23 protein-coding genes are annotated in these 25,159 nt (G+C 62.7%); 18 read left to right on the top strand and 5 right to left on the bottom strand.

Annotated features, from left to right (window positions below; all coding sequences use genetic code 11):
* Positions 1-392: 392 nt before the first annotated feature.
* From ARC39_RS08435 to ARC39_RS08445, 3 genes are all read left to right on the top strand, one after another.
* Positions 393-1,436, top strand: a complete 1,044-nt coding sequence (locus ARC39_RS08435; RefSeq protein WP_068112911.1) for an aldo/keto reductase — start codon at positions 393-395, stop codon at positions 1,434-1,436.
* 77 nt (positions 1,437-1,513) lie between these two features.
* Entirely contained in the window at positions 1,514-1,855 is a 342-nt protein-coding gene (locus tag ARC39_RS08440) for a hypothetical protein (RefSeq protein WP_068112913.1), read from the top strand.
* Between the two features lie 27 nt (positions 1,856-1,882).
* Entirely contained in the window at positions 1,883-2,791 is a 909-nt protein-coding gene (locus tag ARC39_RS08445) for an EamA family transporter (RefSeq protein ID WP_068112916.1), read from the top strand.
* 49 nt (positions 2,792-2,840) lie between these two features.
* Here ARC39_RS08445 and ARC39_RS08450 read toward each other — a convergent pair whose 3' ends face one another.
* Both ARC39_RS08450 and ARC39_RS08455 read right to left on the bottom strand, forming a co-directional pair.
* A complete protein-coding gene (locus tag ARC39_RS08450) occupies positions 2,841-3,512 on the bottom strand; it encodes an NUDIX hydrolase (RefSeq protein ID WP_068112918.1) in 672 nt (223 codons plus the stop codon).
* A 6-nt stretch (positions 3,513-3,518) separates the two neighbouring features.
* Entirely contained in the window at positions 3,519-3,941 is a 423-nt protein-coding gene (locus tag ARC39_RS08455) for a DUF983 domain-containing protein (RefSeq protein WP_068112921.1), read from the bottom strand.
* A 233-nt stretch (positions 3,942-4,174) separates the two neighbouring features.
* On the opposite strand from ARC39_RS08455, the gene ARC39_RS08460 reads away from it, so the two are divergent.
* The 4 genes from ARC39_RS08460 (at position 4,175) to ARC39_RS08475 (ending at position 6,404) form a co-directional block, all read left to right on the top strand.
* Positions 4,175-4,741 carry an EF-hand domain-containing protein gene (locus ARC39_RS08460; RefSeq protein WP_068112924.1) on the top strand — a complete coding sequence of 189 codons (567 nt, stop codon included), beginning with the start codon at positions 4,175-4,177 and terminating at the stop codon, positions 4,739-4,741.
* 101 nt (positions 4,742-4,842) lie between these two features.
* Positions 4,843-5,442: an RNA polymerase sigma factor gene (locus tag ARC39_RS08465; RefSeq protein WP_068112926.1), complete on the top strand. Its 600-nt coding sequence runs from the start codon at positions 4,843-4,845 to the stop codon at positions 5,440-5,442.
* Entirely contained in the window at positions 5,432-5,815 is a 384-nt protein-coding gene (locus ARC39_RS08470; RefSeq protein ID WP_068112929.1) for a hypothetical protein, read from the top strand. The genes ARC39_RS08465 and ARC39_RS08470 overlap by 11 nt, the downstream gene beginning before the upstream one ends.
* Positions 5,816-5,834: 19 nt before the next feature.
* Positions 5,835-6,404, top strand: a complete 570-nt coding sequence (locus ARC39_RS08475; protein WP_068112931.1) for a periplasmic heavy metal sensor — start codon at positions 5,835-5,837, stop codon at positions 6,402-6,404.
* A 152-nt stretch (positions 6,405-6,556) separates the two neighbouring features.
* On the opposite strand, the gene ARC39_RS08480 is transcribed toward ARC39_RS08475, so the two are convergent.
* Positions 6,557-8,035, bottom strand: a complete 1,479-nt coding sequence (locus tag ARC39_RS08480) for a diguanylate cyclase (protein ID WP_068112934.1) — start codon at positions 8,033-8,035, stop codon at positions 6,557-6,559.
* A gap of 101 nt (positions 8,036-8,136) precedes the next feature.
* On the opposite strand from ARC39_RS08480, the gene ARC39_RS08485 reads away from it, so the two are divergent.
* The 10 genes from ARC39_RS08485 to araA all read left to right on the top strand — a co-directional run bounded on the left by ARC39_RS08485 (position 8,137) and on the right by araA (position 19,577).
* A complete protein-coding gene (locus tag ARC39_RS08485) occupies positions 8,137-8,415 on the top strand; it encodes a DUF3572 domain-containing protein (protein WP_068112937.1) in 279 nt (92 codons plus the stop codon).
* A gap of 62 nt (positions 8,416-8,477) precedes the next feature.
* Positions 8,478-9,173: an HAD family hydrolase gene (locus ARC39_RS08490; protein ID WP_068112940.1), complete on the top strand. Its 696-nt coding sequence runs from the start codon at positions 8,478-8,480 to the stop codon at positions 9,171-9,173.
* A gap of 96 nt (positions 9,174-9,269) precedes the next feature.
* Positions 9,270-10,874 carry a trimethylamine methyltransferase family protein gene (locus ARC39_RS08495; protein ID WP_068112943.1) on the top strand — a complete coding sequence of 535 codons (1,605 nt, stop codon included), beginning with the start codon at positions 9,270-9,272 and terminating at the stop codon, positions 10,872-10,874.
* A gap of 77 nt (positions 10,875-10,951) precedes the next feature.
* Positions 10,952-11,551, top strand: coding sequence for a heme NO-binding domain-containing protein (locus ARC39_RS08500; RefSeq protein WP_068112944.1), 600 nt, complete (start codon positions 10,952-10,954; stop codon positions 11,549-11,551).
* On the top strand, positions 11,548-12,660 hold the full coding sequence (locus ARC39_RS08505) for a GGDEF domain-containing protein (RefSeq protein ID WP_236545158.1): 1,113 nt from the start codon (positions 11,548-11,550) through the stop codon (positions 12,658-12,660). Before ARC39_RS08500 ends, ARC39_RS08505 begins: the two co-directional genes overlap by 4 nt.
* Before the next feature lie 600 nt (positions 12,661-13,260).
* The gene (gene chvE, locus ARC39_RS08510; protein ID WP_236545168.1) at positions 13,261-14,283 is read left to right on the top strand and encodes a multiple monosaccharide ABC transporter substrate-binding protein; all 1,023 of its coding nucleotides are present in this window, start codon (positions 13,261-13,263) and stop codon (positions 14,281-14,283) included.
* 86 nt (positions 14,284-14,369) lie between these two features.
* Entirely contained in the window at positions 14,370-15,896 is a 1,527-nt protein-coding gene (mmsA, locus tag ARC39_RS08515) for a multiple monosaccharide ABC transporter ATP-binding protein (protein ID WP_068112950.1), read from the top strand.
* A gap of 4 nt (positions 15,897-15,900) precedes the next feature.
* On the top strand, positions 15,901-17,118 hold the full coding sequence (mmsB, locus tag ARC39_RS08520; protein WP_068112952.1) for a multiple monosaccharide ABC transporter permease: 1,218 nt from the start codon (positions 15,901-15,903) through the stop codon (positions 17,116-17,118).
* A 167-nt stretch (positions 17,119-17,285) separates the two neighbouring features.
* The gene (gene araD, locus ARC39_RS08525; protein ID WP_068112955.1) at positions 17,286-17,978 is read left to right on the top strand and encodes an L-ribulose-5-phosphate 4-epimerase AraD; all 693 of its coding nucleotides are present in this window, start codon (positions 17,286-17,288) and stop codon (positions 17,976-17,978) included.
* Positions 17,979-18,068: 90 nt separating this feature from the next.
* A complete protein-coding gene (gene araA, locus ARC39_RS08530) occupies positions 18,069-19,577 on the top strand; it encodes an L-arabinose isomerase (protein WP_068112958.1) in 1,509 nt (502 codons plus the stop codon).
* 82 nt (positions 19,578-19,659) lie between these two features.
* On the opposite strand, the gene araC is transcribed toward araA, so the two are convergent.
* Positions 19,660-20,640, bottom strand: a complete 981-nt coding sequence (gene araC / locus ARC39_RS08535; protein ID WP_068112960.1) for an arabinose operon transcriptional regulator AraC — start codon at positions 20,638-20,640, stop codon at positions 19,660-19,662.
* Positions 20,641-20,807: 167 nt separating this feature from the next.
* Here araC and ARC39_RS08540 point away from each other — a divergent pair, with 167 nt between their 5' ends.
* Positions 20,808-22,442: a ribulokinase gene (locus tag ARC39_RS08540; RefSeq protein ID WP_068112963.1), complete on the top strand. Its 1,635-nt coding sequence runs from the start codon at positions 20,808-20,810 to the stop codon at positions 22,440-22,442.
* Between the two features lie 111 nt (positions 22,443-22,553).
* Here ARC39_RS08540 and ARC39_RS08545 read toward each other — a convergent pair whose 3' ends face one another.
* Complete coding sequence (locus tag ARC39_RS08545; protein ID WP_068112968.1) at positions 22,554-25,001, bottom strand: beta-glucosidase; 2,448 nt, start codon at positions 24,999-25,001, stop codon at positions 22,554-22,556.
* Positions 25,002-25,159: the final 158 nt, after the last annotated feature.

Consider the following 25,159-nt stretch of genomic DNA (forward strand, 5'->3'; position numbering starts at 1 on the left):
ATGCCAGGGGGACGGACAAGCCGCCCAGGCGCTCCCGCCCGTCTTCGATGCTTGCCAGCATCTCATCCCGTTGGGCCGGGCAGGCTTCGCCTGCGTCACCCCGGGAAGCGCGCGAAAGGTCGCCGGTGGAAAACGGTCGCGAGACTCAGGATGCGCTGCATGAGCAGGCCCGATACCTTCCAATGTCCGCCGAACGGTTTCTCTTCGGAGAAACCGACCGCGCGCCGCTGCGCGCGGCCGGGCCCAACGGGAGGAGGTGCATCGCCAGATGCGCTGACGACGGGCGGGAGGGCTCCGTTGCAGGCGCCATCCAGTCTGGCGGTAGAGCGTTTTCCCCTTGTCCCCAACGGACCCCTTCGTAATGTCAGCGCGAACACGACGAAAGGACAACCATGCAGAAGAAACGCCTCGGATCCTCCGATGTGGAGGTGACAGATCTGTGCCTGGGCACGATGACCTTCGGCAATCAGACCTCCGCAGAGGATGCCCACCGCCAGATCGACATGGCGCTCGACGCCGGGATCAATATCATCGACGCGGCCGAGATGTACCCAGTCAATCCGGTGCGGGCCGAAACCGTCGGACGCACCGAGGAGATCGTCGGGGACTGGATCGCCGCGTCGGGTCGTCGGAACGACATCGTGCTGGCGACCAAGATCACCGGCGCCAATGGCGGGTTCTGCCGGGGCGGACGCGGGATCGACCCCGAAACCCTCGTCGAGGCAACGGACGGTTCGCTGCGGCGGTTGAAGACCGACACGATCGACCTCTACCAACTCCACTGGCCGAACCGGGGATCCTATCATTTCCGGCAGTACTGGGACTACGATCCCTCCAATCAGGATCGCACGGCGACCGAGACGCACATGCGCGAAGTGCTGGAGACTCTCGCGGGGCTGCAGAAAGCCGGAAAGATACGCCACTTCGGCCTGTCGAACGAAAGCGCATGGGGAACCGCCGAGTGGCTGCGGCTTGCCGCTGAGAGCGGTGGCCCTCGCATGGTTTCGATCCAGAACGAATACTCGCTTCTCTGCCGCCTGTTCGACACCGATCTTGCGGAGTTGAGCGTCAACGAACAAGTGCCGCTCCTGGCCTATTCGCCGCTTGCTGCAGGCTTGTTGACCGGCAAGTATCGCCATGGCGCTGTGCCCGAGGGCAGCCGCATGTCGATCAATGGAAATCTCGCGGGCCGCGCGAATCCGCGTTCTCACGCCGCCGTGGAGACATATGCGGAAATTGCCACGCGCCATGGTCTCGATCTCACGCATATGGCGCTCGCCTTTTGTCGCACGCGGCCGTTCATGGGCTCGGCGATATTCGGCGCGACCACCTCGGAGCAACTGGCCCACATCCTCAAGGGGCGCGATCTCGAATTGCCGGAGGAAGCGATCAAGGATCTCAACCGAGCGCATCGCGACCACCCGATGCCATTCTGAGTGCGCCCGCGGCTTGTGCCGGCCCGGCCACTGCGGCAGGTTGAGCGCTCCGGGGCCCGAGTCGGAAAGCCAAAAACATGCGCATCATCACCAGCATCGCCTGCCTGCTCGCGCTGGCCGCCTGCCTGCCCGGGCGCGAACCGCCGGAGCCGCCGGCGCAGCCGGGAACGCCAGAGTTCGTCGAGCAACAGCGCGCCCAATGCGAAAGCGGCGGCGGTCGGTTCGGCACCGGACCCGGCGGCGCGACCCGTGTTTGCTACAAGACGCCCGCCGACGCCGGCCAGTTCTGCACAACAGGCGCCGATTGCGAGGGTTTGTGCCTTGCGCGCTCGCGCACCTGCGCGCCGGAAGTGCCGATGTTCGGATGCCACGAAGCGATCATGGAAAACGGGCTGCGCGCGACGATCTGCCTGGACTGACGCGCCAAAGCCAGCGAAAGCCGCCGAATGGAAACCTGGATCCTCGCCACGCTGGCCGCTGCATTGTTTCAGACGGTCCGCTTTGCCCTGCAGAAGCGCCTGAAGCAGGCAGGGCTCTCCACAACGGGTGCCACCTGGGCGCGTTTCCTGTGGTCGGCGCCGATGCTTGCGGTTGCGGTTCTTGCCTGGGTCTTCGTCTTTCAACCAACCGTACCGCCGCTGACGCCGCGTTTCTGGGCCTTCGCGCTTGCTGGTGGGATCGGGCAGATCCTTGCCACCATTTGCGTGGTTGCACTGTTCTCTCGACGAAACTTCGCCGTGGGCATCACCTTCAAGAAATCGGAAGTGCTGCAGACGGTGCTCGTCGGATGGCTTCTTCTCGGAGAGGCGATTTCACCGGCCGGTTTTGGCGCGTTGCTGTTGGGCCTTTTTGCCCTCCTTGTTCTCGCTAGCCCAGGTGACGGGAGCGCCCCGGCGCGGGGAGTCGCCCGGCTGTGGTCGCCTTCGGCCGGCCTGGGACTGACGAGCGGGGCATTCTTCGCGCTGGCCGGCGTCGGCTACCGCGGCGCGACCTTGGCGCTTGGTGACGGGCCGGTCGCCTTCCGCGCCGCCCTGGCACTGGCCTTCGTCACGGCGAGCCAGACGGTGCTGATGCTGCTGTGGTTTCTCTGGCGTGACCGAGCACAGATCAGGCAGGTAATCGCGGCCTGGCGTCCTGGCCTCGCCGTCGGCGTCACAAGCCTTGCCGGGAGCCTCTGCTGGTTCATCGCCTTCGCGCTCCAGAATGCCGCCTACGTCTATGCCCTGGGTCAGGTTGAACTGCTCTTCTCGATTGCCGGCGGAGCGCTCTTTTTCGGGGAGCGCCTTAGCCGCCGCGAATGGATCGGGATCGGCTTGCTAATGGCGAGCCTCGTGGTGCTGGTGCTCGTCACCTGACCGGATGATGTCACTTGGGTCACACGCCGGTCGGTTGTGGCCTGCGGGTTCAGCGCAACCGGGTAATGCCGGAAACGATGTCGTCGTTTCGGACCATCGGAACGCTCTGAGGGGCGCCGCCGCCACGGATCAGCGGGTCGAGTTCGGCCAGCACCACCTCGGTAATGAACGGCAGATCGAACCGGCGGGCGTCCGACAGCGGGATCCATTGTAGGTGTCGCAGCTCGTCGCAGGCATGGGTGAAGTCTTCCGCGTCACCGCGTACGGCCGTGGCTGGTACGAGGAAGAACCGCGCGTCGAAACGGCGGGATCGGCCGGGTGGCGTGATCGCACGGAACACGAACGAAAAGGCCTCCGCCGACGGCGCGTGGCCGGTGGCGGCGAAACTGTCCCAGTCGGGCGAGGGGGCTTGCCACGGCTGTGACCGCCCCAGCACCAGACCGGTCTCCTCCCATACTTCGCGCACCGCTCCGGCCAGAAGGGCGGTCACGCGCGTTGGGTCGCCTTCCAGCGCAAGGCGGCGAAGGCAGGTCTCGTCCGGGTGCCCCGCAAGGGCGACCTCGGCATCCGCATCATCGATCGCGCCGCCCGGAAAGACGAACTTGTCCGGCATGAAAGCAGCGGAAGAGCCGCGCTGTCCCATGAGTACCTCGGGCTCGACGCCGCCGGCGCGCCACAGGATTACCGTCGAGGCATCGCGAACCGCAGTCTTGTCGGTCATCTGGGCTCAGTGCTCCGCAGTACCGTCCGGGCTGCCAAAACCGTGCATGCGCCGGGCCCACTGGAGAGCGATGAAAGCGCCCTTGATCCGCGGCAGCAAGTAAAGCGAGAGCGCGACACAAATCACTGTCAGCACGGTTGCCATGATCAGTGGTTCCATGTGCAGCTCAGCGTAGAGGAACATGATCATCGGCGCCATGAGGTGACCCACAATGAGAATCGTGAGATAGGCCGGCCCGTCGTCGGCGCGCTGATGGTGAAACGGCTCCTCGCAGACCGGGCAATGATCGGCCACCTTGAGATAGCCCGACAGCAACGGCCCGCTGCCGCAGTTTGGACAACGCCGCCTCCAGCCACGCGTCAGCGCCGGCTTCAACGGCCGTTCGGCGAGCCTGCCCTGAACGAGGGGGCTCGCTTTTGGGGGTTCCATGCCCGATTCCTCCATTTCGCGGCCTAAGCAGCCGCTGTCTGTTCGCAAGCTCAGAATGCCAGCTTTCAGACGATATGTGAGGCCCCCGGACGGTCCGTGCGTCCGGATGTCGCGAAAAGACCCCCCAAAAAAAGTTTGAGCCATCGCGACGGAAAGCGCGGGTGGCTCCGTGAAATGAGCATGACACGCCGCATGGATGCGGTGTTCCAACGCAACAAGACAGGATTGAGGAAATGACGCGAATCATTCTGCTGAGCACCGCAATCGTCTCCGGATTGCTGGTTGCAAATGATGCAATCGCCTTCGGTGGGCCGAAGGCGCCAGGCGAGCGGCCGACCTTCTCGCAACTTGATACGGATGGCGACGGCAAGGTGACACCGGCGGAGATGCAGGCATTCCCAGCCGCCCGGGCGGCTGAGCGTTTCAAGGCCGCAGATGCTGACGGCGATGGCGCGATCAGCAAGGAGGAACTCACTGCCAGCATCGAGCAGATGCGTGCAAATCGCGATATCGCACGTGCCGAGGCCATGCTCTCGCGGCTGGACACCGACGGAGACGGCACGATCAGCCAGGAGGAAATGACTGCAAACCCAGGTCGAAATCGTACGATGGCTCCGGGTGAACGATTCTTCACCTGGGCGGATACCTACAAGGACGGTGCGATCAGCGAGGCGGAATTCGACGCCGCAGCGAATTCAATGGCGCAGCGTGCGGACCGGTTCGGGCGCAGGGATTTCGGTCGCGACGATCGGGGAAAGGCGGGACCGCGTGGGGATGTTGCCCCGTTCTGGCGCAACTGACGAGGTGGGATGCCGAAACCGGTTCGGGTGGCCATCGGGGCGCGCGAACCGGGTCGGCGGCCTTGTGCATCCACGACGAACGAGGCTAGGCCACGGACACGATGACCATGCCGCTCGATGCAGATTCCGACCTGACCGACGAAGCGCTCCTGGCGCAATACGCACGGGGCGATCGTGCGGCCGCGCGCGTGCTGACGTTGCGGATGACTCCTCGTGTGCTGTCCTTGGCGCAACGAATGCTGCGGGACGCGGCCGAGGCCGAGGATGTGGCGCAGGAGGCGATGTTGCGGCTGTGGAAAATCGCACCGGAATGGCGAGACGGCGAGGCAAAGGTCTCCACCTGGCTCTACCGCGTGGCCAGCAACCTTTGCACTGACCGCCTTCGCCGCCGGCGCGGTATGGGATTGGACGATGCGTTCGGAGAAGGCGTCGAGCCGCCCGATGCCGCGCCCGGGATCGATACTCGGCTGCAACAGGCCGACAGGGCAGCGGCGTTGCAGGCCGCATTGGAAGAATTGCCGGAACGGCAGCGTCAGGCGGTCGTTCTCCGGCACCTGGAGGGGTTGTCGAACCCGCAGATCGCCGCCGTAATGGAAATCGGCGTCGAGGCTGTGGAAAGTCTGACCGCACGGGGCAAACGCGCATTGGCCGCCCGTCTTATCGGCCGCCGCGCAGAACTGGGGTTGAGCGATGACCAGTGAGACGGACAAGACCCTCGACGAGGAGCTTGAGGTTTTTTTCGAAGCGTCGCGGGTGGCTGCCCCAGACCCCTCGCCGGAAATGCTGGCGCGGGTGTTGGCCGATGCCTATTCCGCACAGGACGCGATAGAAATTGAAGCGCCAGCAACCGCGCCCGAGACAAGCCGCAGAGCGGGTCTCGGTGGAGTGTTCAGTGCCATTGGCGGTTGGCCGGCCATGGCGGGCCTTGTCACGGCAACTGCAGCTGGCATTTGGATTGGGTACAACCCGCCCAGTACGGTGGATACACTCACGCAGCCTCTATTGGGCAGTGTCTACAACCTGACGATGGATTCCTCGCTGCCGGATATCGACTTCCTGTTGGCAGACGGATGAGGCAGGAGACCCGATTGGAATGACCGAGAATACCCCGCCGCCCATTGCACCCCGCCGCCGTATATGGCTCCGCGTGCTCCTGTTCGTCTCCCTCGCCATGAACCTCGCGGTCGTGGGGATCGTGGCGGGCGCTTACCTGAGTCGCGTCGACGACAAGGAACGTCCGGAGCGCATTGCCCGTGAACTGGGGCTTGGTCCGTTTCTGATGGCGCTGGACGCAGACAACCGGGAAGCGCTCTACGCGTCGGCCAAGGCGCGCCGCGGCGAATTGGTTGAAGGCCGAGCGGCCTGGGGCACGGCCTTCCGGGAAACGCTCACCCTGATCCGGCAGGAGCCATTCGACGAGGCGCGTTTCCTCGACCTGGTGGAGCGGCAGGCGCAGATCGCCTCGCGCGGGCGCTCGATCGGGCAGGAAGAACTTGCGGTGCAACTGGCACGCATGTCGCCGCAGGAACGTGCGGCCTTTGCCGACAAGCTTGAGCGGGGTATGCGTTTCGCCGAACGGTTCCGGGACAAACGGCACGGCGGTGTTCCTCTCGGACCGGACCGGCCAGCGCGCCCGTACAACGACGGTCCGAAACAGGACTAGCGGAAACCAGACGACGTGCAGAGGCGTCGGGCTTTCCTCCGCTTTGCCCCCAGTTTCTACTACCCTGGAATTCGGACAGCGTCCTGTCCTTTGCTCGCGTGAGGATATTTACGTCATCGCGCGCCCATTGAACGACCTCCGTTGTTCTGGGCTCAGCGCCAGACTACAGCCGTCTGCTGGGGAGGAGGTGGGGCTATGGACTCGCGCGTGGGATGAAATCGGTGCACCGGAGGTTTGTCGCCGGGCGTGCCGAGGAAAACCCGATTTCGACCACGTTTCTTCGCCCGGTAGAGTGCAGCATCGGCTGCCTCCATCAATTGCCGCGCTGTCACATCCGTTGCATCGGGTTCGGAACCGCCAATCGCGAGGCCCACAGAAATCGTCTGCAGATGTTTGGTCGTCGGTCCGCACACCTCGGTTCCAGATAGCAGAACTTCGTTTGCGGCCGCAGCGCTCCTTAGCCGTTCGGCCGCATTCAGGGCGGCGTCCGGCTCTATGTCCGGCATCACGACGAGAAACTCCTCACCACCGATGCGCGCAACAAGGTCGACCGTTCGCAGGTTCCCCTGCAAGGTATCGGCCATGGATTTCAGCACGGTATCGCCGGCCGCGTGGCCGTAGGTATCGTTGACCGCCTTGAACCGATCCAGATCGACGATCATCACGGCGAACCTGCGTCCGGTATCCCGCGCCCGGCCGCGAACGCGCTCCAAGTGCGACAGTGCGTAGCGCCGATTGTAGAGGCCGGTCAGCGGATCCGTGACGGCCATCTGCAATCCGTCGCGTACCTTGCGGCGTAGCCGGTCGGACTGGCGCTTGCGGGTCATCATGGATTTCAGGCGCAACTCCATTTCGTCCATGTCGAGGGGCATACTGACCACGTCGGAAGCGCCGAGGTCCAGCGCCATTGCGGCGTGGTGCTGGTTCGATGGCGGGACGACGACGATTATCGCCGAGTGGCGGGTTTCCGGTCGCGACCGCAGCTCGGACAGGAGCATAAGCCCGCCGCCCGGCGTTTCGAGGTCTGCGGTCAGAACGAAGAGATCCGGACTCGGTTCCGCATGGTTCAGCGCTGCTTCCCGATTGCGAAGCTCGACGGTGTCCTGCAAGCGCTCTTGCAGCCGCGTGCGCCAGCTCAGGGCTTCCGCTCTGGCATCGGCGACAAGGCAAATTCGCCCTGCCGGGACGAAGGCGCTTTCGGCCTCGGCGAAGCCGAGCGCCTGCTGCGTGCCTTCGCGAAGGGCCAGTTCGGACGCGATGCTTCGCGCGCGTAGCAGGCTGCGCACCCGCGCGAGAAGGCCCATGTCGTCATATGGCTTCGAAAGGAATTCCTCCGCACCGGCCTCCAGCGCTGCGAGTTTTGCCGGGGTATCGCGGTGGGCGGTCAGGATGATGACCGGAATGTCCGCCGTGCGCCGGTCAGCCTTGAGACGGCGGCACACTTCCAGCCCGTCGATGTCGGGCATCGACATGTCGAGCATGATGAGATCCGGCCGTTCTTTTTGAGCGAGCCGGAGCGCTTCAGCCCCACCGCTGGCCTGAAGGACCTCGTAGCAGGATTTCGTCAGTTTGACCTTGAGGATGATCCTGTTGGTGGCAACGTCGTCTACGACCAGAATTCGACCGGGCATTGCGCCGCACTCCTGTCTCAAGGCCCCCGCAGCCCTTGTAGTTATTAGTCATTATTGAGATTGGTTAAGGAAACCTTTCTGCCGAAATGACGGAGACGTGAGTGGAGAAGGAATTCGCCGAAATCATTGGGTTGAAAGCGCTTGCCTGGCTTGCGGGGAATGACGAATTGCTGCCTGTGTTCCTTGGAGCGACCGGGGCCGCGTTAACGGATGTAAAAGCCCGTGCCGGCGACGCGGAGTTTCTGGCGGCGGTGCTCGATTTCCTGACGATGGACGACGCCTGGGTCGCGGCGTTCTGCGCGAGCGAGGGGCTTTCCGGTGAAGATCCGCTGCGCGCACGGCAGGCTCTCCCCGGAGGAGCCTTGCCGAACTGGACCTGACGGGCACGTCCTGCCGGGCCGGCGGGGAAGCGGAGATCCACCGCCACGAGGAGGGGCATCCAATGCCGGACATTCGCGGATTGCTTTTCGACAAGGACGGGACGCTCTTCGACTTTCAGGGAACATGGGGTGGTTGGGCGGCCGATCTGGTGTACGAGTTCGCCGAGGGCGATTCAGGCCGGGCCGATACGCTTGCCGCCCGCATCCGACTCGACAGGGCCCGCCGACGGTTTTTCCCGGACAGTCCAATGATCGCGGGGACGGTGGACGATGCGGTGGCGCTTCTTCTGCCCGGCGCGCCGCATCTGGACAGGTCCACGATACAGCGGAGAATTGAGGAGAGTTCGCAAAACCTCATGGCAGTCGAGGCGGTCCCGCTCACCGGACTGACGGCGCGCTTGCGGTCGTCCGGTCAGGTGCTTGGCGTGGCCACGAACGACATGGAATCCGTCGCTGTCGCGCAGCTTGCCACGATCGGTGTACTAGAGGCGTTCGACTTCGTTGTCGGAGCCGACAGTGGCCATGGGGCGAAGCCCGCGCCGGGCCAATGCCTCGCCTTCGCCGCGCACGTAGACCTGCCGGTCGAGACTGTGGCAATGATCGGTGACAGCACGCACGACCTTCATGCCGGACGTGCTGCCGGAATGTCTACAGTGGCCGTTTTAACCGGTGTGGCTGACGAGCATGAGCTGGCACCCTACGCCGATGTCGTTCTGCCGGACATTGGGCATCTGCCGCGCTGGCTGGGATTGGAATAGCCCTCGGCGCGACATTTCCGACACGTACGGTCGCATTCCGGCGCTCCGGCGCGTCCTTGCTCCTGCCATGCTCGGGCAAGGCCAGGAGGAAATGCGATGCCCGAGACCGATCCCGCCGCCGGCAAAGAGCCGTTTCCGGCATCCGAGAGTGCCGGACGCGGCAGGCGTCGTCGCGCGGGCGGCCGTGCCGGAAACACGCGCCGGGCCGGTGGCGCGGCAATCGAGCAAATGCCATGGCGGCCGCCCGAAGTAACAGACCGCCCGACCGAACCACTCGGCGCGGAGGGTATTGCGGCGGTTCACGACGCTTCCATGCGGATACTCGAAGAGATCGGGATCGAGTTTCTTCATGACGAAGCGCTGGAATTGTTTCGCGACGCCGGATGTATCGTTCGGGAAACGAATGTTCGGATGGGGCGGGATTGGGTGATGGAGATGCTGGCTCGCGCGCCGTCCCAGTTCACCCTGACGCCGCGAAACCCCGATCGTGCTGTCACAGTCGGCGGGCGGTCGATTCTGTTTGGAAATGTCTCCTCACCGCCGAACTACTGGGATACCGAGACAGGAAAGGTCTCCGGAACGCGCGCGCAATGCCGCGATCTACTGAAGCTCACGCAGTACTTCAACTGTATCCACTTTGCCGGCGGCTACCCGGTGGAACCCCTGGATATTCATCCCTCGGTTCGGCACCTGGAGGTGCTCCACGACAAGTTGCTTCTAACGGATAAGGTCGTGCACGCCTATGCGTTGGGTCCGGAGCGGGTCGAAGACGTGATGGAAATGGCGCGGCTCGCCGCGGGACTCTCTGACGAGGAGTTTCAGGCGACGCCGCGGATGTACACCAATATCAACTCCACCTCGCCACTCAAACACGACACACCGATGATCGACGGCTGCCTGCGTCTGGTTCGGCGCGGTCAAGCGGTGTTTGTCACACCGTTCACGCTCGCGGGTGCGATGGCCCCGGTGACCATGGCCGGCGCAGTGGCCCAATCCATAGCGGAGGCGCTCTCGGCCATTGCGCTTTTCCAATGGGTTCGCCCGGGTTGCCCCTGCGTGATCGGCACCTTCACGTCCAATGTCGACATGCGGTCGGGCGCTCCGGCCTTCGGTACGCCGGAATACATGCGTGCGACGCAGATGACGGGGCAAATGGCGCGGTACTACGGTTTGCCAATGCGTGCTTCGGGGTCTTGCGCGGCCAACGTGCCTGACGGCCAGGCCATGTGGGAAACGTCGAATGCACTCTGGTCGGCGGTACAGGCTGGTGCGAATGTCGTTTACCACGCGGCCGGTTGGCTCGAAGGAGGTCTCATTGCAAGCCCGGCGAAGTTCGTGATGGATTGCGAGATCCTGCAGCAGATTCAGCGGTATTTCGACCCCGTCCTGACGGCGACGGGTGCCGAGGATGTCGCCGTCGAGGCAATCGCCGAGGTCGGGCCGGATGGCCATTTCTTTGGCGCGAGCCACACCCAGGCCCGCTATACCACGGCGTTTTATCAGCCATTCCTGTCGGACTGGCGCAACTTCGAGGCCTGGGCGCTATCGGGCGGTATCTGGACCGATGCGCGCGCGCACACGCTTTGGAAGGAGATCGTGCGCGGCTTCGAACCACCGCCGATTGATGCCGGTGCCGCCGAGGCGCTTGGCGAATTCGTGGCGCGTCGCAAGTCCGAAGGCGGCGCGCCGACAGATTTTTGACCCGAAACTACCCGGTTGCGTTTTCCCTTTCTTAAGCGCTCGCGTTCTAGCCTTTCGTCGCGAGGAAAGGCGAGGGTATGCACGGGTTAATCAATCGGTCCATTCAGTGTTTCGTTCAGGACACGTACGGCGAAGGCCGGTGGCTATCCATTTCGAGTTCGATGGGCGTTCCGCCCGACGGCTTCGAAGCAATGCTGACATATGACGACAAGTTGAGCCTGAAGCTCCTAAGAACCGTCGTCAGCCAATTGGACAAGCCTGAAGAGATGCTGCTTGAGGATGTGGGAACTTACTTGGTCAGTCATCCGAACACCGAAGCCATTCGCAGGCTTCTGAGGTTCGGTGGAGAGACTTTTGACGAGTTCCTGCACTCTCTGGACGATCTACCTGACCGCGCCCGCCTGGCGGTCAGCGATCTCGTCCTGCCGGAGTTGCAGCTTGAGGATAACGGAGAAGGCAACTTCATACTGCACGTCCGCGGCCCTCATCGCGGCTTTGCCTTTGTACTCGTTGGCGTCCTGCGCGCACTTGCAGATGACTACGGTGCGCTCGTGTTGCTGGACCATCGAACGCAGGACGACGGCAACATGGCAATCGAAATCGGACTGTTGGACAGTGCCTTCGCAGAAGGGCGGCGGTTCTCACTGGCACGCGGACATCAGGGGCAGGTTGCATGAGCGTCCATCCGCCCAACATTGATCGTATGTCTCCCCGCGACGAGTTTGGCGGTGTCCACGAGCGTGCGCGAGATGTGCATCTGGCATTGGACCGGTCGGCAGCGGATTTGCTGATGCCCATGCATCTTGTTGTATCAAGCGACGGGCGTATCAGATGCGCGGGTCCGACGATGCTCAAACTGCGCCCACAATCGGAATTGATCGGGTGCCCGATCTTCGACGTTTTCGTCTTGCGCCGGCCCGCAGGCTTGACGGATATCTCTCAGATCCCCGAACGGGACGGTGGGCGTGTGTCGCTCTCGTTCCTCGATGGCACGCAGGGAACGTTCAAGGGGGTCGCGGTTCGCCTGCCGGCAAATGGCGACATCCTGATAAATCTCTCCTTCGGGTTTTCGGTTATCGATGCGGTGGAGGCCTACGACCTTTCGTCGGGGGATTTCGCGGCGACGGATCTGGCCGTGGAGATGCTCTACCTTGTAGAGGCAAAGTCGGCAGCTATGCAGGAATCCAAAAAGCTCAACCTGCGTCTTCAAGGGGCAAAGGTTGCGGCGGAGGAACAGGCATTCACCGATACGTTGACTGGCCTCAAGAACCGCCGCGCAGTCGACCATGTTCTGGCCCGGATTCTGTCCAAGAAGGAGTGTTTCGGCCTCATGCAGGTCGATCTCGACTATTTCAAGCAAGTCAATGACACGTTCGGCCATGCGGCCGGCGACGAGGTGTTGCAATCCGTTGCGCGCTCGCTGGTTGCGGAGACGCGTCAGTCGGATACCGTCGCGCGGATCGGCGGCGACGAATTCATACTGGTCTTTGACGGGCTGACAGATACAGATCAACTCGAGCTTATCGCATGGCGCATCATTGCACGTCTGGAGGAGCCGATTCCCCACAACGATGTTTTTTGCCGGATTTCCGGCAGTATCGGTGTGACAACGAGCGAAATCCGTCCTTCTGCCGACGTTGAGCAACTGCTGGCCGACGCCGACAGGGCACTCTACGCATCCAAAAATGACGGTCGAGGTCGGTGCACCTTGTTCGATCTCACCATGTCCCGGAATCAGGTGCGTAGATCGAGCGGGCAAATCGTCAGCGACGGACCGACAATCTGACGTCCATCATCGACCATTACCGGTGTCACGTTCCTCTCAGGTCGTGCTTTCAGCCTTGCGATATGGCGGAGCGAGGCGATCGGGTTGGTGGCAGCGCGTCGGGCGCGCCGTTTTGTGAGTGATTCCGACCGTCACTAATCCAACGATAGGTGCGTCGCTCGTTCTCGATTGCGTCAACAGCACTGAACTACCGATGGTGTTCCGCCCCTCGCCAGCCTGAACACGTAGCAATATCGTCCATGTTTTTGACCGTATGCCGACTTCCAAAAAGCGGTCGATCAGCCACAATGTGATCAGGAGGACAAAACGATCTGAGTTTTGGAGCCCGTCAACCGGCGCGCCAAAAAGGGAAGGGAAACGATCCGGTCTTGCAGTGAACTGCACCGCCCACGTTGACAGGGCGGGCAATCGTACTTCGTCTGCTATCGTGTGGTCGATGGTCGCGAAACTGCTGCAAGCATGTCGAAAACGGCCCCTTTCCAGGCAATTCGGTTGAGCCAAGTCGTGATTGCACCGGCAGGTGCGTTAGTTCGGGAGGACGAAATGCAAGGATTCAACTCATGGGGCGCGACACTCGCCGCCGGTGCCGTGGCAGCGACGATGGGCTTGTCGGCGGTGCCCGCGGCGGCCGATTCGGCCTTCGTCGGGATCGCGATGCCGACGAAGTCTTCGTCCCGCTGGATCTCCGATGGCGAGAGCATGGTCCAGCAATTCGAAGAGGCCGGCTACAAGACCGACCTTCAGTATGCAGAAGATGATATCGCCAACCAGCTTCAGCAGATCGAGACAATGATGCTGAAGGGGGTAAACGTGCTGGTCATCGCGGCCATCGACGGCACGACCCTCTCGGCTGCGCTGGAAAACGCCGCTGCCTCTGACATCAAGGTCATCGCATACGACCGACTGATCCGTGACTCCGGAAACGTCGACTACTACTCGACGTTCGATAACTTCCAGGTCGGGGTCATTCAGGGTACGTCGCTTGTCGATGGCCTGATGGAGCGTTTCCCCGATGACTCGCCCTGGAACATCGAGGTCTTCGGTGGCAGCCCGGACGACAACAACGCCTATTTCTTCTATGATGGCGCCATGTCTGTGCTGCAGCCGCTGATCGACGAAGGCAAGATCAACGTCGTGTCCGGACAGATGGGCATGGACAAGGTCGGCACGCTCCGCTGGGACGGCGCCGTGGCGCAGGCGCGCATGGATAACCTGCTCTCCGCCCAATACACCGACACACAGTTGCACGGCGTGTTGTCGCCGTACGATGGCCTGTCCATCGGCATCCTCTCCTCCGTGAAGGGCGTGGGTTACGGCTCCGGCGACCTGCCGATGCCGATCGTCACTGGTCAGGACGCCGAAGTTCAGTCGGTCAAGTCGATCCTCGCCGGCGAGCAGTACTCGACCGTATTCAAGGACACGCGCGAACTCGCACGCGTAACCGTTGGTATGGTCGACGCCCTTCTGAAGGGTGGCGAGCCGGAGATCAACGATACCGAGACCTATGACAACGGCGTGAAAGTCGTGCCTTCCTTCCTGCTCAAGCCGGTTCCGGTGGATGCGAGCAATTGGGAAGAAGTGCTTCTCGGCAGCGGCTACTACACCGAAGACCAGGTCAAGTAGCGGATTGTTCCCTCGGGGCGGCGCCAAGCAGTGCCGCCCCGGTCGGGCAACAAGAAACGCAGGTCCGTCGAAACGGAGCGGGTCAAATGAATGCCATTCTGGAGATGCGCAGCATCACCAAGACGTTCCCAGGGGTGAAGGCCCTTGCAGACGTCAACCTGACGGTCGAGAGAGGCGAGATCCACGCACTCGTGGGCGAGAACGGTGCCGGAAAGTCGACCCTCATGAAAGTGCTGAGCGGCGTCTATCCTCACCATCAGTACGACGGTGACATCTTCTACAACGGAGAGTTGCAGAAGTTCGCCAAGATCTCCGACAGCGAGGCCAAGGGGATCATCATCATCCACCAGGAGCTGGCGCTGGTGCCGCTGCTGTCGATTGCCGAGAACATCTTCCTGGGCAACGAGACCGCAACCAAGGGAGTCATCGACTGGCACGAAGCCCATTCGCGCGCCACCGAGCTGCTCCGGAAAGTGGGGCTCAACGAGAATTCGGCCACGCTGATCGACAATATCGGTGTCGGCAAGCAGCAGTTGGTCGAGATCGCGAAAGCGCTCTCGAAGGAAGTTGAACTCCTGATCCTTGATGAGCCAACCTCCAGCCTTAACGAGAACGACAGCGAGGCGCTGCTGGAACTGCTGCTAGAGTTTCGCCGTCAGGGCATCACCTCGATCCTGATTTCTCACAAGCTCAACGAGGTTGCCAAGGTTGCAGACACGATCACCGTCCTGCGCGACGGCATGACGGTCAGTACCTTTCCCTGCGACCATGGTCCTGAGATCGAGAACAAGATCATCAAGGATATGGTGGGCCGGGAACTGACCAACCGCTTCCCGCCGCGAGACGTGGAAATCGGCGATACCGTTTTCGAGGTGAAGAACTGGAACGTCTATCACCACATCTACTCCGACCGTCATCTGATCCGGGACGTGAACCTCAACCTGCGGGCCGGTGAAATCGTCGGGATCGCGGGGCTCATGGGGGCAGGGCGCACCGAGCTGGCAATGAGCATTTTCGGACGCTCCTATGGTCAAAAGATCTCCGGCGAAGTCCAGCTCAAGGGGCAGCAGGTGGATGTGAGCACGATCCGCAAGGCGGTGGACCGGGGGCTCGCCTACGTGACCGAAGACCGGAAGGAATACGGGCTCGTCCTCGAGAACACGATCAAGAACAACCTGACGCTTGCCAATCTCGACGGCGTTGCGAAAGGTTCTGTGCTTGACGACAACGAAGAGCGTCAGGTGAGCCGTGAGTACATAGACAAGCTGAACATCCGCTGCTCCTCGATGTTGCAGGAGGTGGTGAACCTCTCCGGCGGCAACCAGCAGAAGGTCGTGCTCGGCAAGTGGCTGTATTCCAACCCGGAAGTGCTGATTCTCGACGAACCCACGCGCGGCATCGACGTGAATGCCAAGTACGAGATCTACACGATCATCAACGAACTGGCGGCGCAGGGACGGGGGATCGTCTTTATCTCCTCCGAGATGCCTGAGCTTCTGGGTATGTGCGACCGGATCTACGTGATGAACGAAGGCCGCATGGCTGGCGAGTTGCCGGCTGCCGAGGCCTCACAGGAAAAGATCATGCGAATGATCCTGAAAAACGACGGGTGATATCATGCAAGACGTGGCAAGCACCGCCGCGCCGGCCGCGGCCGAAGACGCGGGCAAGAAAACGACCATTGGCAGCTACCTGAAGGCGAACCTGCGGGAATACGGCCTGCTGCTGGCACTCCTCATCGTCATGGCGTCCTTCCAGATCATGACCGGCGGCATCCTGATGAAGCCGCTCAACATCACCAACCTTGTGCTGCAAAACAGCTATATCGTGATCATGGCCATCGGCATGTTGCTGGTGATCGTGGCCGGGCACATCGACCTCTCGGTCGGCTCAATCGTGGGCTTCATCGGCGCGCTGGCCGCGGTTCTCATGGTCTCCTGGGAGGTGCCGGTCTTCATTTCGGTAATCGTCTGCCTTCTGGCCGGCGTCGCCATCGGCGCGATGCAGGGCTACTGGGTGGCCTACCACAAGATCCCGCCCTTCATCGTCACGCTGGCGGGCATGCTCGTGTTCCGGGGGCTGACCTTGGCCCTTTTGCAGGGGCAGTCCATCGGACCGTTCCCGGTCGCCTTCCAGCGGTTGAGCTCCGGCTTCATCCCGGACATTCTGCCAATCGGCGGGATGCACGGGCTCACATTGCTGCTCGGTGCCGCGATCAGTCTCTATCTGGTCTACGCCAATTTCCGCAATCGCATCGCGCAGTCCCGGATCGCGGCCCCTGACGAGCCGATGACGGTCTTTCTGTTCAAGAACGCGCTGATCCTAGTCGCAATCAACTACTTCACCTGGCTGATGGCGGGCTATCGCGGGCTGCCGAACGTGCTGATCGTCATGGCGCTGCTGATCGCGATCTACAGCTTCATCACGGGACGGACCACGATCGGGCGTCGCATCTATGCCCTTGGCGGCAACGAGAAGGCGGCGAAACTGTCGGGCGTGAACACCGAGCGGCTTTCCTTCCTCACCTTTGCCAACATGGGGCTGCTGGCCGCCCTGGCCGGACTGGTATTCGCCGCGCGGCTGAACTCCGCCTCGCCGAAGGCCGGTGTCGCCTTCGAGCTAGACGTTATCGCGGCGGTCTTCATCGGTGGGGCCTCCATGTCGGGCGGCGTGGGCACGGTGGTTGGCGCGGTGATCGGCGCCTTCCTGATGGGGGTCATGAATAACGGCATGTCGATCATGTCGGTGGGCATCGACTACCAGCAGGTTATCAAGGGCCTGGTGCTACTCGCCGCCGTGATTTTCGACGTCTACAACAAGAAAAAGGGCGGCTGAGCCCATACCAGTTCCCGGGCCGATCCCATGGGCCCGGGGCAACCCCGGGGCGCGTTGCGGAACTCCTCCCCGTTTTCAGCGACGCGCCCCGACCATGGAAATGAAACCGAAACGGCACGCCGCCCTTACGCCCGGTGGCGGATCGTGGATGAAAGGAAACGGCCGACATGCTGCCTGACCTCCGGGACGCGGTTCTCGAAGCCAATCTCGAACTCAACCGCCGCGGCGTGGTGCTCTATACTTGGGGCAATGTCAGCGCTCTGGATCGTGACAGCGGCCTGATGGTGATCAAACCGTCTGGTGTGTCCTACGACGAGATGACGGCCGAAGACATGGTCGTCGTGAACCTCGAAAACGAAGTCGTCTGGGGCAGGAATAAGCCGTCATCTGACACCCGCACCCATACCGCGCTCTACCGCGCCTTTCCGCAGATCGGCGGGGTGGCGCATACCCACTCAACCCATGCCGTTGCATGGGCGCAGGCGCGCCGGGCCATTCCCTGCCTCGGAACGACACAGGCCGATTACTGCGCCGGCGAAGTGCCCTGCACGGCACCGCTGCCACCCGAAGAAGTCGCGCGCGACTACGAGACCGCAACGGGGGACGCGATCATCCGGCGTTTCCAGAGGCTCGACCCGGTGGCCGTTCCGATGGTCCTGGTGGCCGGCCACGGCCCGTTCACCTGGGGCAAGGATGCCGGCGAGGCCGTCTATAACGCGGTGGTGCTGGAGGAGGCGGCGAAGATGGCGACGCTGACAGTCACCGTGGCCGGGCCGTCGCCGGAGCCGCTGGAGGACTACGTGCTCGATTACCACTACCAGCGCAAGCACGGCAAGAACGCCTGGTACGGCCAGAAGTAAACGCTCGAAACGGGCATCCGCGGGGCAACCGTGCGGCAGGAGATACGTGGTGCGGAGCAGGCTTCGCACCGAAGATCGAAAGGCAAGACCATGATTGGACTGAATCCGCTGAAGTTCTGGTTCGTTTGCGGCTCGCAACACCTCTACGGGCCGGAGACGCTGGCGCAGGTGGGCGAGGGCGCGCGCACGGTGGCCGAGGGGCTCGCTGCCGGAGGGCGTCTGGTGCTGCCAATCGAGTTCGCGGGGGTGGTGACGACCGCCGACGAGATCGCCGATGTGTGCCGCCGCGCCTCGGCTGACCCCGAGTGCGGTGGGCTGATCGTGTGGATGCACACGTTTTCCCCCGCGAAGATGTGGATACGCGGGCTAAACCTGCTGACCAAGCCGTTGTTGCACCTGCACACGCAGCTTCGTGAAGCGCTGCCCTGGGATTCCATCGACATGGATTACATGAACCTGCACCAGGCCGCCCATGGTGACCGGGAAGGCGGTTTCATGCACACGCGCATGCGGCTGGGCCGCAAGGTCGTGGCCGGACACTGGACCGATCCGGAGGTGCAGGACCGTGTCGATGCCTGGATGCGTGCAGCGCGGGCCTGGGACGATTGGCAAGGTGCGAAATTCTGCCGGTTCGGCGACAACATGCGGAATGTGGCGGTGACCGAGGGTGACAAGGTCGCGGCAGAGATGGCTTTCGGGTTCACCGTTGATGGCTACGGAATCATGGACCTCGCGGACCGGATGGCCGAAATCGACGACGCGGATGTCGCCGCGCGCGCGGCCGAGTATTTGGACCTTTATGACGTTGATCCCACGCTTGCGCCGGACGGCGAGCGCCACGCCGCGCTGCTTTATAACGCCAAGCAGGAACTTGGGCTGTCGGCGTTCATGGAGGAGGGCGGCTTCAAGGGATTCACCCATACTTTCGAGGATCTTCACGGGCTCACGCAATTACCCGGTATCGCGACCCAACGGTTGATGGCCAAGGGATACGGCTTTGCCGGTGAGGGTGATTGGAAGACACCGGCGCTGGTCCGCGCTTTGAAGGTAATGGGTCACGGGCTCACCGGCGCGACGTCCTTCATGGAGGACTACACCTACGACATGACGTTGGGGTCCGAGCAGGTGCTGGGATCGCACATGCTGGAGGTCTGCCCATCCATTGCCGAGGGCAAGATCAGCGTGGAGATTCATCCGCTCGGCATTGGCGGCAAGGACGATCCGGTCCGGCTCGTCTTCAATTCTCGAAAGGGACCGGCGGTCAACGCCAGTCTGATCGACCTCGGAAACCGGTTCCGGTTGATCGTGAACGCGGTGAATGCCGTCGAACATCCGGACCTGCCGAATCTGCCAGTGGCACGCGCTGTCTGGGAGTGCGAGCCGGACTTCAAAACGGCGTTGCAGGCGTGGATTCTTGCCGGCGGCGCGCATCACACCGCTTACAGCTACGATGTAACCTCGGAGATGCTGGAAGACTTCGCCACGATTGCGGGGATCGAACTTGCGGTGATCGACGCCGACACACGACTGTCCACGTTCAAGCAGGATCTGCGGACGAACGAAGTCTACTGGCACCTCGCCAAGGGCATTCGCGCCTAACGCCGATTTGGGCGCGGGTCCATGGTTCGCGCCCTGCCGTCCGGCCTGAAAAGCTCAATGCCGTCGCAATTGCGTCGGCAAGTCAGTTGTCGGCGGTCATTTCGTCCGGTTCGTTGCTGGTTACCCGCATGCTCCGTTCTCGGAACGTGCGGGGGCTCATTCCGGCATGACGTCGGAAGACCCGGCTGAAATAGAGCGGATCTTCGTAGCCGACCATGACGGAGAGCGACTTGATTGGTTCGTTCGTGATCCTCAGCATCTGCATCGCATATTGCACGCGCTGCGCGTCGCGCCACTGCAATAGGCCGGTTCCGACGTAGCTACGAAACAGGTGCGATAGCCGCGATGGCGACAGGCAAACGTGGTCGGCAATCTGCGCCACGGTAAGCGGCTTGTGCAGGTTTTCCGTGATCAGGTTGCACGCGGCAAGGACGCGTTCGTCCATGTTGATGGGCACGGCTTTGGTCGCCTGATCTATCCGTGCAGCGGACAGCAGAATGTGTTCCAGCCGGTTGAAGGCGAGGTCGATGGAAAGCGGATCGTCCAGCACCGACCACTTCTCCACCTCAACGAACAGCCGGAAAAACTCGCTGGAGCTACCCTCGCCACCGTCGGGCAGAAGGAAGACGCCGCCGGTCTCCCGCTCCCAGGAGAGCCACGGTTTCCAGAACGCGCGCGGCTGGAAATAGATCCAACGGTGCCACCATTTCGGCGAGTCGGGATGGCGGCCATAATAGTGCCGAACACCTGCCGGAATGAGCAGAAGGTCGCCAGGGGAAACCGTAAATTCATTTTCTCCGTCAAACACTTGGCCGACACCGTCGACCGTGAGGTTGATGATCCAACCGTTCAGTCCCTCCGGCCGGTCAATGAAGAAGTCGAGAAGACCACCCCTCTCGATCGGCGTGATGCCTGCCACCAGCCGAACGTCGAAATTGAAGCCCGGAAACAGCGAGGCAACCTGTGTGTCGTTCTTGGGAGGTTCGGATATGAAAGCAAGCTTGCGGATTATTCGCCGGACCTGCGGATCCTGCTTCGGATCGATTGTTGGATGATCATCCATGTCTCTAGCGGAATGCTGCATTGTTGCTGATGTCCCTGCTCAATAGTCTAGGGGAGCCGGCTGCCACAGGAAAGAGCCGTGTCGGGCATTACGAGGAGAATTGTCCATGACACGGGGCGGGCGCACCGGCCTGAAGCCCGCCCGGTTATTTTGGAGGAGAATCGAGTATGTCTGCGATTGGAGACACCTGCGTTCTCGGGCTGGATTTCGGCTCCGACAGCGTTCGAGCCGTTGTTGTCCGTGCCGAGAACGGCGACGAGATCGCCTCGGCCGTGGCCGAATACCCGCGCTGGATGGAGGGGCGGTTTTGCGACCCCGCGCGCCAGCAGTTCCGCCAACATCCGGCCGACTACATGGAGGCCATGACCGCCGCCGTCCGCGGCGCGCTGGCCGAACTGGGAGGGGAAAAGCCGCCAATTGCCGGAATCGGCGTGGACACGACAGGTTCCTCGCCACTGCCCGTTGCTGCTGACGCAACCGCGCTGGCCCTGAAGGATGGCTTCACCACCGACCCCGACGCCATGTGCATCCTGTGGAAGGACCATACCTCGGTGCAGGAGGCGGCCGACATCAACGCTCTTTGTGCGACGGGGCGCTTCCCGGATTACATTCGCTATGTCGGCGGGATCTATTCCTCCGAATGGTACTGGGCGAAGATCCTGAATGTCGGGCGTCGGAACCCGACCGTATTCCGTGCCGCCGCAAACTGGGTGGAGTTGGCCGATTACATCCCCGCGTTGCTGACAGGCGTTGACGATGCCAGCAAGATCGTTCGGGGCGTCTGTGCAGCCGGTCACAAGGCACTTTGGCATCCCGATTGGGGCGGCCTGCCGGACCGCGACTGGCTGACTGCGCTCGATCCGTGCCTCGGCAATCTCGCGATGCCACTCTTCACCGAGACCCGCACGTCGGACCAGGAAGCGGGCAAACTGACGCCGGAATGGGCCGGGCGGTTCGGAATTGACGCGGGAATCCCTGTCGCAGTGGGGGCATTCGATTGCCACATGGGCGCAGTGGGCGCGGGGATCGAGCCATATACGCTTGTGCGCGTCATGGGGACGTCGACCTGCGACATCCTTATTGCGCCTCCCGAAGAGGTTGGTGACACGCTTGTGCATGGCATTTGCGGCCAGGTGCCGGGGAGCGCAATGCCGGGTTACATCGGTTTCGAGGCCGGGCAATCCTCGTTCGGAGACGCGTTTGCCTGGTTCGAGCAATTGCTGCAATGGGGACGGAACAGTTCCAGCCGCAAGGGCTCGCTACTGCCCGCGCTGGAAGCCGAAGCCAGCACGCTCCCCCCGGGTGGGCATGGCGAGCGGGCACTGGATTGGCTCAATGGTCGGCGCACGCCGGACGCCAACCAAAAACTCCGCGCAATTGTCGCGGGCTTGCACCTTGGGTCCACGGCGCCGTCGGTCTATCGCGCCTTGGTGGAATCCGTGGCATTCGGAACACGCGCCATTGTGGAGCGGTTCGAGAGCGAAGGTATCCCGGTCAAGAATATCGTCGGTATCGGTGGTATCGCGAGAAAATCACCCATGATATCGCAGGTTTGCGCGGATGTCTTGAACCGAAACATTAGCGTCGTGGAGTCCGATCAGGCGTGCGCCCGCGGTGCGGCGATTTTTGCTGCGGTGGCCTCCGGGCAGTATGCGGATATCGAGGCGGCAAAGGCAGCCATGCACAGCCCGGTGGAGCGGGTCTACACGCCCGATCCGGCGGCACACGAGCTCTACGAGGCGATCTACGCGGATTACCGCAAGATCGGTGGATACGCCGAGGAATTGGCGCGCGACGCTTGAGAGATGGTGCCCGGCCGTACGTCGGTCGCAGCGCTTGGCGGGTTTCCTTCCTCCTCCCGCCCGATACCCGCCCGTGCTATGCCGGGCGGGTCATCGCTTCCTGACCTTCGCTCAACGTGGCAGAAGCGCGTCCGTCTGCGTAGCGGTGACCGAGCATCGAATATCCGTTGCGGAGAAGCCCGCGGAGACTTCGAACTCACCGGCCTCCACACGCCATTGCTTGGCGTCCGTATCGTAGAAGGCAAATGCGCGCGCGGGCAGGTCGAACCGCAGGCGGCGCTGCTCGCCCGGTTCCAGCGTCTCCTTCGCGAAGTCCCGCAATTCCCGCGCGGGGCGGGGCACCGACGCGTGACGATCACCAACATAGAGTTGCACGACGCTGCTGCCGCGCCGCGCGCCGGTGTTTTCCAGTGTGACGTCGATTGCTGCCCCGTCTGGCGTGGGTATCAGGTCCATGTCGGAAAGCGCGAAGCTGGTATAGCCAAGCCCATGGCCGAACGGGAATAGCGGCTCGATCCCCTTTGCCTCGTAGTGACGATAGCCGATGAAGACACCTTCTTCGTACCGCACCTTGCCGTCCAGACCCGGATAGACCTCCGGGTCCTGGCTCTGGGTTGGGTTGTCCTCCCATCGGACGGGGAAACTCTGAGGCAGGCGGCCGCCGGGTTCGGCGTCTCCGAACAGGACATCGGCAATGGCGTTGCCGCATTCCTGACCGGGGTACCACGCCTGCAACACGGCGGCTGCGCTCTCGAGCCAGGGCATTTCCACCGGGCCGCCGGTTTGCAGGACAACGACGGTTCGCGGGTTCGCCGCAGCAACTGCGGCGATCAGGTCGTCTTGTCGGCCCGGCAGGCGCATGTTTTGCAAGTCGCTGCCCTCGGTGTCCCATTCCCCGGACCGGCCAACGAAAAGGAGCGCTGTCTCCGCGTTTCGGGCGATTTCGGCTGCAGCAGCGATTTCCGCATCTCCCAATGGGCGCCCGATGCCGGCACGAAAGGCGGAAAAGGCCAGCATTTCACTCTTTCGGGCAACGAATTCGACACTCACGGTGTAGCTGCGTCCGGCCTCGAGGTCGATTTCGCCCACGACCTCGTCGCACCCTTCCTCGAAGAATGTACGGCCAGCGGTCCAGCTGTCATGGGCGTCGGCAACCAAGCGGCCATCCACGAAGAGCCGGCTGTAGCCCGCCGAGTGAATACCGAAGCGGTGGCGGCCGGTGCGCTCGGGCGTGAAGGTCCAGGCCAGTCGGGCGGAGAAATCCTGAGGATCGACCTTGCCGCCGGCAATCGGCGGGACCCAGAATGCCTGGCTTTCGCGCATCGTCTCACTGTGGACGGGCTCGCCTTCGAGGTTGGAATTTGCGAAGAAGTCAACGGTGATGTCCGCTTTCGCGAGCGGCTCCCAGCGGTGATTGGTGCAGCCCGGCGCGTAGGCAAGCGATTCCGCGCCCAGCCGCGCCGCCAGCCCGTCCCAGGGTGAGACGATGTAGTGCGGGGTGATCTGCGCCGACCCGCCGCCCATGATGCGTGCTTCACGCGCATTCGGGCCGATCACGGCGATCTTCGCCGCCGGTTTTCCAAGCGGCAGCACGCCCGTGTTTTTCAACAGGACTGTCCCTTCCGCGCCGGCCCGGCGAATGAGTGCCCGATGGGCTGGCAGATCGTTTGCCACCTCTTCATGCGGGTCGGTGTCATGCAATGCGCCGCAGCGCGCCATCAGGCGCAGCACGTTGCCGGCGCGGGCGCGAAGCGTCTCGGGGGAAACCTCGCCAGCCGCCACCGCGGCGACCAGTTTGTCGCCCCGATCCCGTGTCGGGCCGGGCATTTCGATGTCGAGTCCCGCGTTGACCGTCTCGGAGGTCGAATGAGAACCGAACCAGTCCGACATAACCACGCCGTCGAACCCCCAGTCTCCGCGCAGCACATCGGTCAGAAGCCACGGATGCTCGGACGTGTAGGTGCCGTTGAGGCGGTTGTAGGAGGACATCACCGCCCAGGAGCCTGCCTTCTTGACCGCATCCTCGAAGGGGCGCAGATAGATCTCCCGCAGGCTGCGTTCGTCTACCTCCGAACTCATGGTGGTGCGTTGGATTTCGCTTTCATTCCCGGCGAAGTGCTTGATCGTCGCGCCGACACCAGCGCCTTGCAGGCCGCGGATATATCCGACCAGAAGCGCGGCGGTGAGTTCCGGATCTTCCGAGTAGCATTCGAAATTGCGCCCGTTGGCGACGGAACGGTGGATATTGACCGTGGGTGCCAGCAGCACATGTGCTCCCTTGCTGCGGACTTCCTGTGCCAGCGCCGCGCCAACTTCCTCGGTGAGTGCAGGGTTCCAGCTCGCGCCAAGCGCGATGCCGACTGGAAAGGCGGCCGCAGGCACATTGTCAACCAGACCGCCGCCGCCACGTGCACCGTTGGGTCCATCCGTTACGCGCAGCTTGCCGATGCCGAGCCGCGGAATTGGCGGGAGCGACCAGAAGTCCTCTCCCGCAAGCAATGAAACCTGCTCTTCGACGGTCATCTCGTCGAGCAACGTCTCGATCGTGGTCGTGTGCATTCCGGTGGTCCTTCGGTACGGGGCAGTCGCGTTGGAGTATTGCGCTGCTTCGCGACGAAAGAAATGGGTGAGACACCGCCAATTTGCGTTGCCTGACATGTGGATTCCGAAGGGCCGAGGAGGTGCAATCGGTGGTCGCGTGATACCGAATTGCACGT

This window comes from Tropicimonas marinistellae, from assembly GCF_001509585.1.
In the GTDB taxonomy this organism is placed as follows: domain Bacteria; phylum Pseudomonadota; class Alphaproteobacteria; order Rhodobacterales; family Rhodobacteraceae; genus Tropicimonas; species Tropicimonas marinistellae.

Coding starts and splice junctions, on each gene's coding strand:
- ARC39_RS08435 (WP_068112911.1), top strand. CDS start 393: ATGCAGAAGAAACGCCTCGGATCCTCCGATGTGGAGGTGACAGATCTG.
- ARC39_RS08440 (WP_068112913.1), top strand. CDS start 1,514: ATGCGCATCATCACCAGCATCGCCTGCCTGCTCGCGCTGGCCGCCTGC.
- ARC39_RS08445 (WP_068112916.1), top strand. CDS start 1,883: ATGGAAACCTGGATCCTCGCCACGCTGGCCGCTGCATTGTTTCAGACG.
- ARC39_RS08450 (WP_068112918.1), bottom strand. CDS start 3,512: ATGACCGACAAGACTGCGGTTCGCGATGCCTCGACGGTAATCCTGTGG.
- ARC39_RS08455 (WP_068112921.1), bottom strand. CDS start 3,941: ATGGAACCCCCAAAAGCGAGCCCCCTCGTTCAGGGCAGGCTCGCCGAA.
- ARC39_RS08460 (WP_068112924.1), top strand. CDS start 4,175: ATGACGCGAATCATTCTGCTGAGCACCGCAATCGTCTCCGGATTGCTG.
- ARC39_RS08465 (WP_068112926.1), top strand. CDS start 4,843: ATGACCATGCCGCTCGATGCAGATTCCGACCTGACCGACGAAGCGCTC.
- ARC39_RS08470 (WP_068112929.1), top strand. CDS start 5,432: ATGACCAGTGAGACGGACAAGACCCTCGACGAGGAGCTTGAGGTTTTT.
- ARC39_RS08475 (WP_068112931.1), top strand. CDS start 5,835: ATGACCGAGAATACCCCGCCGCCCATTGCACCCCGCCGCCGTATATGG.
- ARC39_RS08480 (WP_068112934.1), bottom strand. CDS start 8,035: ATGCCCGGTCGAATTCTGGTCGTAGACGACGTTGCCACCAACAGGATC.
- ARC39_RS08490 (WP_068112940.1), top strand. CDS start 8,478: ATGCCGGACATTCGCGGATTGCTTTTCGACAAGGACGGGACGCTCTTC.
- ARC39_RS08495 (WP_068112943.1), top strand. CDS start 9,270: ATGCCCGAGACCGATCCCGCCGCCGGCAAAGAGCCGTTTCCGGCATCC.
- ARC39_RS08500 (WP_068112944.1), top strand. CDS start 10,952: ATGCACGGGTTAATCAATCGGTCCATTCAGTGTTTCGTTCAGGACACG.
- ARC39_RS08505 (WP_236545158.1), top strand. CDS start 11,548: ATGAGCGTCCATCCGCCCAACATTGATCGTATGTCTCCCCGCGACGAG.
- chvE (WP_236545168.1), top strand. CDS start 13,261: ATGGGCTTGTCGGCGGTGCCCGCGGCGGCCGATTCGGCCTTCGTCGGG.
- mmsA (WP_068112950.1), top strand. CDS start 14,370: ATGAATGCCATTCTGGAGATGCGCAGCATCACCAAGACGTTCCCAGGG.
- mmsB (WP_068112952.1), top strand. CDS start 15,901: ATGCAAGACGTGGCAAGCACCGCCGCGCCGGCCGCGGCCGAAGACGCG.
- araD (WP_068112955.1), top strand. CDS start 17,286: ATGCTGCCTGACCTCCGGGACGCGGTTCTCGAAGCCAATCTCGAACTC.
- araA (WP_068112958.1), top strand. CDS start 18,069: ATGATTGGACTGAATCCGCTGAAGTTCTGGTTCGTTTGCGGCTCGCAA.
- araC (WP_068112960.1), bottom strand. CDS start 20,640: ATGGATGATCATCCAACAATCGATCCGAAGCAGGATCCGCAGGTCCGG.
- ARC39_RS08540 (WP_068112963.1), top strand. CDS start 20,808: ATGTCTGCGATTGGAGACACCTGCGTTCTCGGGCTGGATTTCGGCTCC.
- ARC39_RS08545 (WP_068112968.1), bottom strand. CDS start 25,001: ATGCACACGACCACGATCGAGACGTTGCTCGACGAGATGACCGTCGAA.